Origin of the sequence: Microcystis sp. LE19-84.1B, from assembly GCF_027531875.1 — a bacterium.
Lineage (GTDB): Bacteria > Cyanobacteriota > Cyanobacteriia > Cyanobacteriales > Microcystaceae > Microcystis > Microcystis panniformis.
In genome coordinates this window covers 1-15,947 of record NZ_JAPZSR010000116.1, presented here as the reverse complement: position 1 = coordinate 15,947, position 15,947 = coordinate 1, and the positions used below count along the sequence as shown (strand labels likewise).

The following is a 15,947-nucleotide window of genomic DNA, read 5'->3' as shown; positions in this document are numbered from 1 at the left end:
GTCTCCCGTCCCCTGTCTCGAGTAGGAAATTAATTTTGCACACCACTTATTACCTTAAGTCCTAATTAAAAAGGAATTCCCGCATCTTTAAACAAATTTTCCAATGATTGAGCCAAATCTGAACGATTTTGTTGTCTATAACAATAGAACGCCTTTTTATATGCACCTAATACCCCTTGAACATCTTGAATTTCTCCGTCAGGTTTTCTCCGATGAAACAAAACCCAACCTAAATTATGATAGGCTTCTGCGTAGTCGCTATCTAAAGCAATTGCTTGTTCTAGTTGTTGTTTTGCTTGTTCCCACTGCTGATTTCTCCCTAATATTGTCCCTAGGCGATAATGAAGAAAGGGGAATTGAGCAATTTTCTGAATACAAATTTCATACATTTGCGCCGCCTCTGTGATATTATTTGCGTACTCATGAGCGATCGCTGTATTAATTAAAACCCATGCTTGGGGGTTAGGATATTGACTTGCTTGCTGAAAATAGGCGATTGCTTCTACTAATTGCCCTAAATTAACTTTTTGCCATCCTTTATACCCTAAAACAAAGGAATGATCAGGATTTTGCTGTAAACATTTCTCAATGTGGTTATTAAGACTACTTCCTGTAATTTTATGGGTAACTCTTGATAAAGCAGTAATCAAATAAGGGTAAACCCATCGCTGAATTTCTTGATTTTGGTTTAAACTTGCTTGATAAATGGCTTTAGTAGCACTGGGAATCACCGCAGGTTCATCAACTCGTTGTGGCTTATATTTGTCTTGTTGAAAGAGAATCCATGCTTGAATTCCTAAAGCAAAAGAGCAATTTTCATCAATTTCTAAGGCTTTTTTAACAAATACTTCTGCTTGTCCCCAATTATTGGTTTTTCCTAAAGACCAAGCGTAATTAGCTAAAATCCATACTTGATCTGGACATAAATTAACAGCTTTTTGCAGGTTTTTTACCGCTTCTAACCAATTACCTTGACGACAATTAACTAACCCTAAAATACCATATCCTCTGCCATCATTAGGGTTTAATTGAATTGCAGTTTGTGCGGCAGTTTCTGCCTGTGCATCATTCAAATAAATAGATAATAAAGCATATTCAAGAGCAGTGTTTTTATTATTGGAGTCTTCCCTTAAACAACGTTGATAAGCACGGGAAGCTTCTGATAATTTTCCCGCTTTAACTAAACTTTTTGCTTCTTTTTGTGAGGGAGAAATTAAATTACCATTGAGTGCATCAATCAGATCATCGGCTATTTGAAAACGTTCTTTAACGTTCATTTTCAGGCCAATTAAAATCACTTGTTCCATCAATTCGCTAATATTAGGATTGAGTTGACGAGGTGGAATTAAGGAATCTGGTGGTGTACTTCTTTGAACCGCATCAACGGGTAATTGTCCGGTTAAAAGTTCATAGATTGATGCACAAAAAGCATAAAAATCTGTCGCAGGATAACGTTTACTTGTCAAGCTATACTGCTCAAAAGGTGCATAACCCGGAGTAACAATTCGGGTCATTTCTTTGGTTTGTCCCGCAATAAACTCTCTGGCCGCACCAAAGTCAATTAATATGGCGTTATCCTGACCATCAATTAATATATTTTCTGGTTTTATATCCCGATGTTGAAAGTTTTGTAAGTGGACAACTTTTAAAGCTTCTGCAATTTGTAAAAAATATTTTTTAACTTTATTTTCGTCTAAAATTCCTGCTTCTTTAAGAATTTTAAAGAGAGATTTTCCAGAGATAAACTGCATAATAATATAAGCAGTATTGTTTTCTTCAAACCAATCATAAACTTGAGCAATGTTAGGATGTTTACATTGATATTGATTATAAGCTTCAGCAAAAAAGGCTTGAATTTGTTCTCTTTGTTGTTGTTGTGTTATGGTTGGAGACCATAACACTGTTGTTTTTTGTCTAGCAGCTTGTTCTGGCCATAATTCTTTGATAGCAACCTCTAGCTGAGAATTATTAGCTTTATAAATTCCTTTGTAAGTAATCCCAAACCCTCCTTGTCCTAATAAAGATTGAATTTCATAGTCACCATTTTTCAATAAACTCCCTGCTTGTAAATGCAAAAGAGAGGAGGAAACCATAGTGGGATTGTCATCTGTATCTTCCCAATCATCTAAAGGTGCGCCACAGGTGATACATTCGGTAACGTGGTCGGGATTTTCAGCGAGACAGGTGGAACAAAGCATAATCTAACCTTCAATAAAAAGGACTAATTACCTGACTTAATTATACATTTTAAAGCTAAGAGAGTCGCATTGTCAGAAGCTCCTTTTTTTAGGACTTTTCTCAGGGTTAAATTAACAGTTTCTTGTAAAGAAACATGAGAATTACTAAAAATGTCTTGTAATTCTTTTTTAGAAACTAAATCCCACACTCCATCGGAACAAAGGAGCAAAATATCTTGATCCTCTAAGGATAAAACTAACTGCTGAGTCGTGACCATTAAATTTTGAATATGACCCTCTCTTAAGGATTCTTTTGATCCTAAACATTTAAGCAGTACATTTCTGTCAGGATGATTTTCGGCTTCTTCTTCAGTAATTTCCCCATTATTTACCAAGACACCAACTAAAGAATGATCTTGACTTAATTGCTTAATTTTTCCCTGTCTTAATAAATAAATACGGCTATCTCCCACATGAGCGATCATTAATTGTTCATTGAGAGCTAAAATAAGACTTAGCGTTGTCCCTCCATTCTCAGCTTCTTTAGAGATAGCTTGATGAGCTTTTGCACAGGTATCCATTAACCAATTATTGCGTGTTTCTGAACATTTAAAATCAAGGGGAATTGGTTCTTTTAAAAAGGTTTCTATAGCGATTTTACTGGCAATTTCACCTTTAGCCATTCCTCCCATTCCATCAGCAACCATTCCGATAATAAGAGTTTCTTGATCATTAACTTGTTCGTATCTAATACCAAAATTATCCTCATTTTCTAGACGCTCTAAGGATAGTCCTACAGTAGATTTACTAGCAGTTTCCCAAATAATTTGATCTTGAAAAAAATCCCGACGCGCATCTAACAATCCTTGTCGCAATCCTGTTAACTTTAATCGTCTTTCGGGGAGAGGTGAAAGAACCTTTTTTAGTATTTGAAAGAAACGAGGAATCGGAGCAGGTTGAAGGTCTAAGTTATGTTCAAAATTGGGAACTTTTTGATGAATAATTTGATAAAGTAATGCACCGATTGTGTAACTACTCATTAAGGAGTTAATGGCAGAACCAGTAGCTAATTCTGGCGCACAATATCCTCCACTTAACCCAAAATTTGGCTGTTCGCCAGTGGGAAAAATTTGGGTTAAATCATACAATTTTAAGCGGTCTTGAAATTCAATTAACAAGGGAACTAAATTAATCATATTCCAGTTTTTTTCGGCTAAATAAGAACAACATTGACAAAGTTGAATAACGAGATTTAAACTTTGTGCATTCAAAGATTGTTCTTGATGGGCGTAATTTTGCAATAATTGTTCTAAGGAAGCTTCCAAGTTAGGAAAATCCGTAAGTAATAAAATTTGTTCTGAGGGTTCGATGGGTTCATCTTCATAAATTTCATCGGGTAAGTAATTATAATTATCTTCCGAGTCTTCTTCTTTCAAGGTATCAGAATCAGAGTTTAAGCTGTCTTGGGTATCATTAGAAATGGGGGAATTTTGATCATTTTTTTGATGTTCAAAATCCTCGTTTTTAAGAGATAAATCCCTTAAACTATCATTTTCCTGATCAGTTATGCTTTTAACTCCTGAATCTAAATTATCTTCGGGGTTGCTATTGTTTTCTGTTGTTTGTTCTACAGAACTCAATAAATTTTCTGAAGAAGTTGTTTGATCTAAATTTTCTTGGGAGGATAATCCTGCACTGTCAGAGGATATTACACCAGCTTTTGTGTTATGATTAACGCTCACTGATTCTCTTTGTTCTTTAGCAATTAATGGCGCAATTAAACCATAATTATTTAAAGACTCCCTAAGGGTTAGCTCTCTTAGCAAACCACTATCTAATGAACCAACTCTTAAGAGTCCAAATTGTTCCAAAGAATCATTTTTTTCGGGAAAATTTTCAATAGTTTCTGCTCGATTAAGTTCTGATTCACTCTCGTTAAGATCAGGATTTTTTTCAGCCTGAAAACTCACTTTAAAAGAATATATATTAGGCGTAAAACATCCTAAGTAAGCAATGACCTTAAGCTGATAATTACCAAGTTGAAAATGAGTTTGTTCGGCAACAATAAGGGTTTCCATAAGCTTTTATGTCTGATAATTTAACATTATTAATAACGTGCAAGTCAATTGATGAACAGTTACAAGCACTTAGGCTCGTTCTTCTATTTTTCTAATATTTACCCTCAATCTTTTCAGTAAGGGCGAAAGAAATCGCCCCCATTTTATCCCTCACCTATTAAGGAGTTTGAAATTGAAAGACAAGATTAGCAAAAGCAATCGTATCCCCTGAATTAATGGGAGTTGGTGACATAATTCTTGCGCCAAATTTTGCCTGTCCCAATGTTTTAATATAAGTCCCATTAGTCGAATTATCTTTAATCATCCAAACCCCATTCTCATAGGTAATCTCAGCATGATGTTGGGACACTTTATCACTATTAGCACATGAATCTAAATCAATTTCTACTGGATTCCCCGGTGTAAAAATACCAATCACTGCGCTATTATAAATTTTAAATTCGGCAGTGGGTGCATTAAACAGAGGAATTAAACGCGCAGTGGCCATTGCACCTATGGGAGAAGGAGATGTCACCTGCATCGGTGCTGTCATTACTTGAGGGGTCGGTATTACTTGTGTAGGAGGAGTGAGAGGTTGAGGGGTCGGTATTACTTGTGTAGGAGGAGTAAATGAGGAAGAAGGAGATGAAGTAGGAGTGACGGGGGGAGTATTTCCTAATTCTGCACCACAGGTTTCGCAAAATTCAGCGTCTGGGGGATTTCCTTCATAGCCACAGGTGGGACATTCGATAGACATGGTTGATTCTCCTTAAAAATGACGATATTTGACAGATTAACAAGGTTAGAAAAGAGTTCAAGACATTTGAAGATAAAGTCGGCATTACCTCAAAATAACGGCAAAAATGAACTTTAAAGCATTTCTTTCAAGTTTGTGCTTGAATCAGCCTAAGTTCCTGTGATATTACGAATAGTTTCATCTAGAGATGATTGTTCATCGATATCTCCCTCCATTTTGATGGTTTTACCTCTTGACCCCATTTTGACGGTTTTACGGGTATTAGAGGAAATTTTACGAGTTTTTCGCAGTTCATCACTGGCTTGGTTAAGGGATGCTAACATATCATCATTCCCTATTTTTACGGTTAAGCGTCGAGCCGTTTCTAGGAGTTGTTCTGCTTTATTTGGGTCTTTATCAGCAATTTTGGTCGCATCTGAGGCTAATTGGGCAATATTGCGCTGTTGCACATACCCCATAACTTCTTGATTCACTTGTGCAACAGTTCCCTGACCTGCTAAAAATTGTACTACAACATTAAGAGGCGGTTGCTCTCCGCGGCGATTTAAGCCAGGAATATCATAAGTTAAGCCAATTTGTGCGATTCTTGCCCTAGAACTGGTACGACTATCAATGGTAAATTCTAAAATGTAAATGGTGTCATCTCCTGCTGCCGCATTACCGATGGGATAAGGGGGATTTAAGAGCGGATATTCGGCTTGATCTGGATAAACACGGGTGATTTTAGCTAATTTTACCCCTTTGACCGTTTGAATGTCTAATTTAATATTATTAATTACCTCATTTTGCGCTTGTTGATAAGCTTGAATAATATAACTAGGAAAGTCAGTAATTAAAATTTGATGGGGTAAGTCTTTTTGAGGAACAACATGGCCAAATTGTCCACCTGTATTGTTACTAATATCATCTAATAGCTGCTCATTATAATCGCCAACCCCTAGGGCCGTAATTGGAATATTACACTGAGCAAAATCATTGGCCAATTGACGGCAATCTTCTTCGCCTATGGTTTGACCATCGGTAAATATTAACGCTCTACGGGAAGTCATCCCCTGATTACCAATAATCCCTAACACCTGATCCATTCCTCTACTTAAAACAGTTCCTCCACTAAATTTAGTTAGTTGATCAATAGCCGATTCAATTGTTTGAATTTGGGTGGCAGGAGTTAAATTAATTAAAGTAGAAGCTTGGTCATCAAAACGAACTAAAGCAATGCGATCTTCTTGAGTTAAACGACCTGAATGTAATAGTTTTTTCAGGGATTGAATCACTACTTCTAGTTTGGTCATTCCCCCCACATTTTCATACATAGAGCCACTGGTATCAATCAGAAAAGCAAAGGTGGTAGAGGGCCGACTTTGAGCTGCTTCTGCTTGGGGTTTAATTTTCATCATTAAAAAGAGTCGCTGGTCTGGAGTGTCAGCAGGTAAAAAATCTCGATGAGGGGTTAAAGATACGGTTAACATTTGTTTTTTCTCCAAAAGAGTAAAGTTGCTAAGGGGTGTAAATATCCTCTAAAGACGGTAACATTCCAAAAGTTGGCTCAATTCCTGTTAATTCTGGATCAAATAACTCAGGAAATTCTTGATTACCATTATCTTGAAAGTTTTCGAGATTGGTTTCAAAAAGTGAGGGTAAATTCAGTCTAATACTGGTGTAGCGATAACCTTCTTGAATATCTTCTATCCAAGCGTTAATGATTTGGTTAAGGTGATGCTCTCGAATGGCACATAAACTTTGTTGTTGTAAGGTATCTTGTAACTGTTGACGAATTTCTGGGGTAAAAATTTCTTGAGGATTATCCTCATAATGGGGGTGTAAATCTAAAGGATACTGATAACCTGCCGGTGGGGAACTTTGGGTGTGTAATGATAGGGTATATTCAACCATACAGCAGCTACCATAAAATTAATACAGGGAAAAATAAGTTTACTATAGCTATTTTAACATAGAATTGTTATTTTACAAAGAAATTTAATTAATTTTAATCTTTCTCAATCCCGATTAAATATCGTCTTAAGAGAATTTAGCGATTAGACAGATTCAGAGAGAAGATTTCTAGATAGAGACGTTGATTAAGAAGAAGAGATAATGTCTTTTGATTGGACTTCCAGACGAATTTCTCCAAACTTACGAGTGTCCCCATTCTTTAAGGGATGAATGAGTTTTTTCATTCCTTTTGCTTGAGCATAATCAGCATTATATTCCATAATAATCTCCTCTCCCTGTTGAAAAATTTTGGCGGTTTCTGGATAAAATCCTTCGGCTTTACTGAGGGGAATATGAGCATTTTGATGACTTCCTAAAATAATAGGAGTATCCCCTAAAGAAAGAGTAGTGGTTTCCTTTTCATGCCAATGAATCAGTAAATAGGCTTTACGACTTAATTGTTCGAGTAAAGCGATCATTAAACCAATAAAAAAGCCTAAAATCACTCCGCCTAATAATCTACCACCGATTTCCCCGATTAAAGGCGACAGTAATAAAAAACCTGCTGCTCCCATTCCCCCTCCAATTGTGCCACCTTGTACGCCGCGAATCCTCCTTAAATTAGGAACAAAAAAGGACATTCCCCCACCGAGCAATCCACCTAATAACATCCATCCCACAATTCTCCCTAAAAGAATAAGGAAGGAAAGACTAGAAATCGGGGTAAAAATTAACTGTCCGACTGCTCCGGCAATAATTCCAGCGATGACACTGCCAAATGTGCCTTGAAAACCTTCGGCTATCCCTAAAAGACGACGACGCAAATAGGCATTTTGCCCCATTATTAAGGCTAAAGCAATACCAATCGCTAAAATTCCCGTCCAAACCGATGTCACCATCAATAATCGCTCTCGATCTTCTGTGGCATAATTTTGATTACTTTGTAAACTTTGTAAAGTGGTTTGAGCAATGGTTTCACCCAGTAAGGGTAAGATTTTTGAAAATCCTTGTCTTCCCGATGCGGTTTCACCCAATAAAAAGACTTCTCCGGGGTTATTTGCCTGTAATTGACGATAAATAGCTTGATCACTGGGTTGTATAACTAAGTGAAGCTGGTTAATGTTATGAGTCTTTAAACTTTGATTAACCTCATCTAAAGATTTCATCGTTAAATCAGGAACTTGAGGAGGAGCATCCGTGATCAGAAGGATAACTTTAGTAGAATCTGAGCGAAAAGGCTGATTTGCTGCTAAATTTAAAGCATCTAAACTGCTTTCTGGATCATCTCCGCCATTAACTTGTTGAATTTCCGCCACTTTTTGCCTAAATAAGGTCGGATCTGCGGTAAAAACTCCGTCGGGAAAGCTTAAAATCTGGCTTTCTTCCCCATATAAGCGATCGCCAAAGGCAATTAATCCGATTTTTGCATCTAGCTTTTGGCTGCTTAATTCTTGGGAAAACTGCTGAATTCCTTCTTTTACGCCATTTATCTCCTCATTCATACTTGCAGTGACATCTAAAACAAAGAGTATATCTACTTTAGGAATAGAGGGAGTGACAGGGGTAATAGCAGGGGGTAAGGCAAAATGAAGGAAAATTTCACCAAAAAGAGAAGCAATTAAGCACCCTCCCGCACCCCATAACCCAAAGAGCAGGGGTTTACTGATTTTTCTCGTTCGCTTCTGTCTTAAGCTAGTCATAGGCTGTTTTTGATCACCTTACTTCTCTATATCGTGACTTAGAGGAGAAGTTATGCAGAAGATCAACAAGCTTAGGCTTTAATTGCCAAAAATAGTCTTTTTAGACTTAATTTAAGATTAATTGATGATAAATAGCTCAAAAAAGGGTTATTTTTGGTTTTACCAGTTATTTGAGCTAGTTTCCTCAGTTATTCAAGATAAACCATAAATCTTCACAAAAATTTACAAATCAGATGGCATAATCGCTTTAGCTCAAGACGAATAGATCAGGAGTAGCCAATAAAACCAGATTTAGTCTGAGCGCAAGCCTTACGCCCCTACAATAAATAGGGTTTGCGGCAAAAAGTTTTTCCTGGGGGCAGGCTTCGGCCGTGAGATCAGCGTTTGACAAAAGCTCACGCCGAGGTCCGAACGGTTGTGGGGTGTAGGGTGTAGGGTTTTAGGGATTTTGAGGGGGTCAATTACCTAATTTTCAGGGAAAAAGTCCCGGAATTTTCCACCCGATCACTCCCAGATCTGGTACTTTTTGGTTTCCAAAAAGTCTAAAAGTCTTACCCAACAAGGTTTTTAGATTTATTGAGCCAGCCCTAACTGCTATAAGAATTCATCTTTCTATCGTATTGAGGACGACAGGGACTGCCCCAAGCGACTTTTTGAGCGGGAATATCGGCAAATACGCTACTTCTTGCCCCAATAACAACATTAGAGCCAATTTTTACCCCCGGAGCCAGGAAACAATCGGCCGCGATCCAAGTACCATTACCAATGAGGATGGGAGTGGTTTTTAAGCTGAAAGAGCGATCGCAGGGATCGTGACTGCCAGTGCAGAGATAGCATTTTTGAGAAATCACACAATGACTGCCGATAGTAACGTTATCTAAACTATAAATCACCACATCATCGCCGATCCAAGTATAATCGCCGATCGCCACTTTCCAAGGATAAGAAACCCTTGCCGTCGGGCGAATTTTCACCCCAAGGCCGATTTTAGCCCCGAATAGACGCAAAACAGCGCAGCGAAAGCTATCCATCTGGTGCAAACTAAGGGGGAAAAGAATCCCCTGTACTAACCACCAAAGTAGGATAATTGGATTAGAACGACCGCGATCAAACCAAGATTGATCGTAGGTACGCAGATCTAGCCACGCTTCCTCATCGGTGCGGATTTCTGGGGACATAGGACTTATTTAATCATTTCTACCGGTTGAGGTTCCGAGGGTTTAACCGGGGGATTAGCCTGGGCATTAACGTTTAATTTACCGCCAAATTGCCGTAATTCGTACAATTTAACCCCTATTTGGTATTCGTACTGACTCAAAAGACGACCGTAGATATAACCAGCTTTGCCATCCAGGAAACCGAGACGGATAAAATAAAAGAGAATAAAGCGCAGCAGCGGTTTAAAGGGCAATTTTACCCAAATTTTCTTTAAAAAACGTTTTCTCTGCACCGCATCACCGAACAGGTGCGCTCCGATCGTGCCACTTTCGTCATTACCCGTGAGAATATTGTAATAAACCCGCGCTTCCCAGTTGGAATAACGATTATGTCTTTCTAACCAATGATAGATATCGCGGAAATCGATGTGCAGCATATCATTTTTCAGATATCCCACCTTGCCATCAAGGATAACGTGTTCATGAACTTCGTTATCTCCCGTGTTAGGGATATCTTCCGTGTTTAAATTCTCGTATCTGCCCGACTTATGTTTAAATAAGCGCAGATTCCAGTCGGGATACTTGCCGCCATAACGGATCCACTGTCCGAGGAAGAAGACACGACGATTGAGATAATAACCGTTATAGTCGGGATCTTGGATCACGGTGGCGATTTCGTCCCATAGTTCGGGGGTGATTCTCTCATCACAATCGACGATTAATACCCATTCATTGCGAAAAGGCAGATTATCGAGGGACCAGTTTTTCTTTTTCGGCCAACGACCATTAAAATAAAATTGGACTACATTAGCCCCATAGTTGGTAGATATTTCGATCGAGCGATCGCTACTTTGGGAATCGACGACAAACACTTCATCAGCCCTAGCAACACTCTCTAAACAGGCGGGAAGGTTAGATTCCTCGTTTTTGGCGGGAATTAACACCGAAACGGGAATTTTTTCTGATTGACTAAACATTGGCACACTGTGGCTAGGTAGAGTGTTCGCATCTTTCCTTAAAACCCTTAGTCACTCAGAAAGCGAGAACTAGGACCTAAGATTTTTTTTTATCTTACTATACCTTATTCGGTTTTTACGTCATTCTCCTGCTCTTCTCCCTAAATTTCTAACTGCGAAATAGACGACTATACTGGGTTTCGTGGTTCATACTGGCAAAACTTAGCCCCCAACTCCAACTGCTCAGGTTTTCATCGGCTAAACTGATAATATCTGCTGTTGCTGTTAATAAACTGGGCTGTAAACCGATCAGAAGCGATTGTCCTAGGGTTTGTCCAAGGGGAATTAAACGCAATCCTGCATTGATTAAATTACTTGCCCAACTGTGTAAATAGCCTAAAACCGCTAATTCTTGGCCAATTTGCCAATGACTTGCCCCGATCGCAAAAGCGGTGGCATAATTAGCCTGTTCTGGTAGATTATCTCTGGCCGGTGCTAACTCCCGCAATAAGTTTAACAGCGATCGCCCCATTTGCCAGCTTTGCTGTCTTAATTCGGCTGTTTCCCGCGTTGCCGATAACCAATTATCCCAATAATTAAGTTTTGTAAAATCCTCTTGACAAAAACAACGATATACCCTTACCAAAACAGCCGTTTCTAAGCGAACCGAGCCTTGACCAAGCGATCGCTCTAACCAATCATTTAAGCTGGCACTATTGGAGATAATCCCCTTTTCGACGAGGGTTTCTAGCCCTTCGGAATAACTATAGGCCCCCACGGGTAAAATGGGACTAGCCAATTGTAATAAACACAAAAGTTCTTTTTGAGCGAGCATAGAAAACCGAGAAAATTGTCCTTAACACAATGAGGGAAATGCTTGGCACTTCGGTATGTAGATCGGTAGAAAGCGGCACTCTCTGAATTATACCGTGATTAATAGCCACAATTATCAACTGTTATACTTATGTCCTCACGAGAACAGCATTTTCTGAAAATAAATCTTGTCGTTCTCCTCTTGATTTTAGCTTTGATTGCTGGGGTTGATCGGGCAGAATTACCCTCTAGTCTTTTGTTTTATCCCCCCGCTACTCCCCCAACTCCGCTCGCTGGTTTATTAACCCATTCTTTTCAATTGCTTTGTTGTTTACCTCCGATTGTTTGCCTTTTTAGTTATGCTTTATTGTCTGGGGAGACAAGTTTTAGTAATTCTCGCCATTTTTTACTTGTTTCTGGCATAATAACGGGACTTTTTGCCATCAATGAAATCTTCAGAATTCATATCATTCTCCTCTATTTTAATATTCCCAAATTTTTGACTATCTCTGTTTATGGCCTCGCAATTCTGATTTATGGTTTAGCATTTTGGCGGCAAATAAGACAAACTTCTTACCAAATTTTAATCATCTCTTTAGCACTTTTAACTTTTGCGATCGCTATCGATTTTCTCCAGCTTAAAAATCAAGGTTTTGCTAGTCTAAGTGAAGGAATTCCTAAACTGTTAAGTGCTGTGAATCTAGCTGGCTATTTTTGGGATGTATGTTTTCAAGAAATTTCAGCCCAGATCAAATCCCAATAAATTATCCATTCATCTGTTTAACCAGATGTAAAATTTCGGGAAGAATCAGTTTTTCTAGGGCTAATCTAACGGCATTAGTGGAACCAGGGAGAGAAAAGACTAATAAGTTTTGATAAACCCCAGCTATTGCCCTTGATGCCATGGCACGGGAGCCAATTTCCTGATAGCTGAGATAACGAAATAATTCGCCAAAACCGGGCAAAGTAATCCTTAATAAAGGTACTAAAGCATCATAGGTATTGTCTCTGGGAGCAATACCCGTACCCCCATTGAGAATTAAGACTTTTATCTGATTTTGATTGCTAATCTCTGGTAAGATTGCTTGAATTTGTAAGGGTTGATCGGGGATAATTAAGTATAGGCCGATATCATGACCCGATCGAGTTAGTAACTCTTGAATTATTTGGCCACTCCTATCCGTCTCTGGGGTACGAGTATCGCTCACCGTGACTACGGCACAGGTAAGGTTAAGGGGGGCGGTGTCGGGATGGGGATTGACAATCCCGTCACTAAAAGCGAGGGATTCTTGGTTCATCGAGTTTCCTTAATCTGACAGGACGTATCCAACAATCGATTTTGTCTTCTCTCTTGGCATCCATCCAAAGCCTTAATGCTTTGTTTCTGATGAATTGTACTGTACGAATAGCTTCATCTAAGTAGGGAGGCACAATTATTTGTAGGATGGGTTAGCGGTAGCGTAACATAATCGGGCGTTGGGTTTCATGCTTCAACCCAACCTACGTTCATCTTATATTTAATTCCACCCACCTACTTATGGCAGAAGACTGACTTGGTTTGACCACTGCTTTCATTTCTAAGATAATCATTGTTTATCGACCTCAAACAACTTATTTTAAGTTAACCTATACAGCAGAGATTGTCAAGATTTTAGTCGTGCTTCGCTCTTTTATATTGGTCGGGGTTTCATCCCGTCGCGCTAAGCACTTCCGGTCTTCACCCCAACATTTGAGATAAAAATTAACATGAATCGCTCACTCTTCCTTATTTTTCGGGTCATTAGACCTGTCAGACTAAATCAGCAAGATAGCTCACCATCACCACTACTCCCCGCTCCCCGCTCTCCTATAGCTTTTACACAGGATTTAGTAAGAATAATACCTGCTGCCTGAAGCGGCAAAAATAAGGGTTTCAACCTAGACGCAGTTTAGTGATAATTCTTTGACAATAGAGTTGAATTCCTTCTAACTTAGCTAGGGAGAATTTGGGTTTAATGGGAAGGATCAGTAAAGACATAAAACTCATCCGCAGCAAGCGATAAACAAGAATAGTTAAAGTCGTATGTTTTTCGAGACTGAGAAGATAACTATAGATATTATGAGTTAGTCTTAGATAACCATAGCGACGGGTAATAGAAGATGGTTCATGAATGATTTTAATCTGATTGGTAACAACAACTAAATAGCTTTGGTTTGCGTATCTTCGGGAAAAATCAAAGTCTTCGTAGTAGAGAAAGTAATCGGGATCAAAATGGGGACAAGTGGAAAAATTAGAGAAGTTAATTAATAAACTGCATCCCGTCACCCAGTCAGGAATAAGATAGGGTTTATCTCCATAGTCTAAGGATTCCTCTACCACGTTAATTGTGCCGATTTTGGCATTGAATTTTCCCCAACCAAACCAGATTTTACCATCCGGTTCGTAAATTTCTGTACCAGCGATGGCAACTTCGGGATATTGCTGAAAAAATTTGCTTGCTTTCTCCAGAGAGTCCGGTAATAAGTAAGCGTCGGGATTAACTAACCAAACGATAGCTTCTCTGTCTTGTTGATAAATCCAATCAAGTCCTAGATTACATCCTTTCCCAAATCCTAAATTTTCCCCCGCTTCAATAATCTTGACCCTTTCCGCTGCTAAAGATTGGATATTTTTATCTTCAGGGGAATTGTTAACAATGATGAGAGTAGCGGATAAGTTATCGTTGAGGGAAGCAATTAAACGCTTAATTAATTCCCCGCAATTGTAGTTAACCGTCAATAGATAAATCATTACTGATAAAAGGTAGGAGTCACTGGTAATTAACAATGGTTAGAGAATAGCTTTCCCGTGAGAATTACTTCTTCTGAAGACGACAGAGATTAAAATTTTCGATTTTGGTGGGAAAGGGTTGACAACTTTGGAAGTCAATAACGAGATTTTCCTTGGCTAAATCCTCCACTATATCAGGAGATTTTTTATTAAAGTCTGTCTGGAGAATGTAGAGAGATTCTGGGGGAGTATTAGCAATAAATGTCTCGGCATTTTTTCGCATTAAAGTTCCCTCACTGACTCCAGTATTGCCTTTGAGTCTCACAAAACGAGTCGAAGCGGGAAAATAAGGAACGATAAAAGATGTTCCTTCATCTCCCCAGATAACAATCGTGGAATTTTCGTAGGGTTTTAATGCTTGACTATCGATACCAAAATAATTATCTGACCATCCCATTCTCCACCAATCCATCGGTTTAACCGTAGTGACAATTAGGGAAAATATTAGCAGATTTATGATTAATAATGGTTTCTTTCGAGGATAAAGATAGGCAACAATCAAAATAATTAAAGTGGGAGTGATTAATTCTAATGGCATCAGATAACGATAGATAGAAAATCCCACTAACCAAATAGAGTAAGCGGTCAGAGAAAAAGGCAGTAAAAACCCTAAAACTGCACTGTATGTTAAGTCAGATTCAGAAGATAGATGGCGCTTATAAATAGCACGAAAAATAATCACTACTATTAGTAAAATTATCAATAAATAGGTGATGGCTAATCGGCTATCTTGGAAAGGAACCTCAGAGACAAGAGTTTGTCTCTGGATAAAATAAACAGGATAAAACAACCATTGCCAGATATCTTTAGGCAAATATTGTATCCCTTTAAAATTGTAGTCGGTTTCGATATAAGGAGATTGAAAAATTTTATTATAGAAGGGAAAAAGAGGATTAGCAAACTTTGTCCACATTAAGATTATCCAATAACCAGCAGTGAGACTAACCCCCACGGCCATTGAGATAATTGATAGAATTAAATTGCGTAACTTTTCTGACCAAGAATTGGGTAAAAAATTAATGGCTATCAAAAAGCTGATACTATATAAAGCATTGGTTAATTTTAACCCCGTTGCCAATCCTAATAAGAGTCCAGCTAAAAGAATATTTTTAGAGGTAATTGGCAGATTTTTCCCGAAACTACTAACTATAAAAAATAATCCTCCCAGAACGAAAACACTGGTGGTATTATCACCAATACTGGTTCCTAACTCCGAGATATAGGCTGCCCCAAAAATACTGGTAATCGCTGCCGCTATGCTTAAGGTTATCTTGTATCTTTCGGAAACTTTATCGAGGGAATGATAGGTGATTAGGTGAACTAACCACTGATTTAATCCATGGAAACCTCCCATTAAAAAACCCACGACAATCGGAGGCAATTTCAGATAATAAATAGCGACGAAAAAGGGAACATCAACTAGGGGATTAAAAAAAGTTTGTATCTGTGCGGGTAGGACATCATACTTAAACCTTCCTGTCAATAACATATAGGGATTATAAAAATGATAATTGCGTAAATCCCAACTAACATCTTGACCTAAAATAACCGAGATAATTCCCAAAGCAAAAAAGTAGATAATTGCCCAA

Annotated in this window: 13 protein-coding genes; 1 reads left to right on the top strand and 12 read right to left on the bottom strand. The window is 38.4% G+C overall.

The genetic code is table 11. From position 1 onward, the window contains the following. Window positions 1-65: 65 nt before the first annotated feature. The 9 genes from O9324_RS06820 to O9324_RS06780 form a co-directional block, all read right to left on the bottom strand. A complete protein-coding gene (locus O9324_RS06820; protein WP_288139792.1) occupies window positions 66-2,198 on the bottom strand; it encodes a serine/threonine-protein kinase in 2,133 nt (710 codons plus the stop codon). A gap of 23 nt (window positions 2,199-2,221) precedes the next feature. Then, entirely contained in the window at window positions 2,222-4,255 is a 2,034-nt protein-coding gene (locus O9324_RS06815; protein ID WP_288139791.1) for a PP2C family protein-serine/threonine phosphatase, read from the bottom strand. A gap of 157 nt (window positions 4,256-4,412) precedes the next feature. After that, a complete protein-coding gene (locus tag O9324_RS06810) occupies window positions 4,413-4,991 on the bottom strand; it encodes a double zinc ribbon and FHA domain-containing protein (RefSeq protein ID WP_288139790.1) in 579 nt (192 codons plus the stop codon). 149 nt (window positions 4,992-5,140) lie between these two features. Next, a complete protein-coding gene (locus O9324_RS06805) occupies window positions 5,141-6,460 on the bottom strand; it encodes a vWA domain-containing protein (RefSeq protein WP_288139789.1) in 1,320 nt (439 codons plus the stop codon). A 28-nt stretch (window positions 6,461-6,488) separates the two neighbouring features. Beyond that, a complete protein-coding gene (locus O9324_RS06800) occupies window positions 6,489-6,884 on the bottom strand; it encodes a hypothetical protein (RefSeq protein WP_288139788.1) in 396 nt (131 codons plus the stop codon). A 185-nt stretch (window positions 6,885-7,069) separates the two neighbouring features. Further along, complete coding sequence (locus O9324_RS06795) at window positions 7,070-8,623, bottom strand: vWA domain-containing protein (protein ID WP_288139787.1); 1,554 nt, start codon at window positions 8,621-8,623, stop codon at window positions 7,070-7,072. A 587-nt stretch (window positions 8,624-9,210) separates the two neighbouring features. Beyond that, window positions 9,211-9,801 carry a hormogonium polysaccharide biosynthesis acetyltransferase HpsU gene (gene hpsU / locus O9324_RS06790; protein ID WP_002764717.1) on the bottom strand — a complete coding sequence of 197 codons (591 nt, stop codon included), beginning with the start codon at window positions 9,799-9,801 and terminating at the stop codon, window positions 9,211-9,213. Between the two features lie 5 nt (window positions 9,802-9,806). Beyond that, window positions 9,807-10,757, bottom strand: a complete 951-nt coding sequence (locus O9324_RS06785; RefSeq protein WP_287627494.1) for a glycosyltransferase family 2 protein — start codon at window positions 10,755-10,757, stop codon at window positions 9,807-9,809. Window positions 10,758-10,905: 148 nt separating this feature from the next. Then, window positions 10,906-11,571: an urease accessory protein UreF gene (locus O9324_RS06780; RefSeq protein WP_002764714.1), complete on the bottom strand. Its 666-nt coding sequence runs from the start codon at window positions 11,569-11,571 to the stop codon at window positions 10,906-10,908. 129 nt (window positions 11,572-11,700) lie between these two features. Between O9324_RS06780 and O9324_RS06775 the strand changes: the two genes are divergently transcribed. Further along, complete coding sequence (locus tag O9324_RS06775) at window positions 11,701-12,312, top strand: DUF8692 domain-containing protein (RefSeq protein WP_288139786.1); 612 nt, start codon at window positions 11,701-11,703, stop codon at window positions 12,310-12,312. 1 nt (window position 12,313) lies between these two features. On the opposite strand, the gene O9324_RS06770 is transcribed toward O9324_RS06775, so the two are convergent. From O9324_RS06770 to O9324_RS06760, 3 genes are all read right to left on the bottom strand, one after another. Continuing rightward, window positions 12,314-12,847 carry a MogA/MoaB family molybdenum cofactor biosynthesis protein gene (locus O9324_RS06770; protein WP_288139785.1) on the bottom strand — a complete coding sequence of 178 codons (534 nt, stop codon included), beginning with the start codon at window positions 12,845-12,847 and terminating at the stop codon, window positions 12,314-12,316. 614 nt (window positions 12,848-13,461) lie between these two features. After that, window positions 13,462-14,319 (bottom strand): glycosyltransferase, encoded by an 858-nt coding sequence (locus O9324_RS06765; RefSeq protein ID WP_288139784.1) that lies wholly within the window; start codon window positions 14,317-14,319, stop codon window positions 13,462-13,464. A 64-nt stretch (window positions 14,320-14,383) separates the two neighbouring features. Next, window positions 14,384-15,947, bottom strand: a 1,564-nt coding sequence (locus O9324_RS06760) for a glycosyltransferase 87 family protein (RefSeq protein WP_288139783.1), incomplete at its 5' end; no start/stop codon positions are given.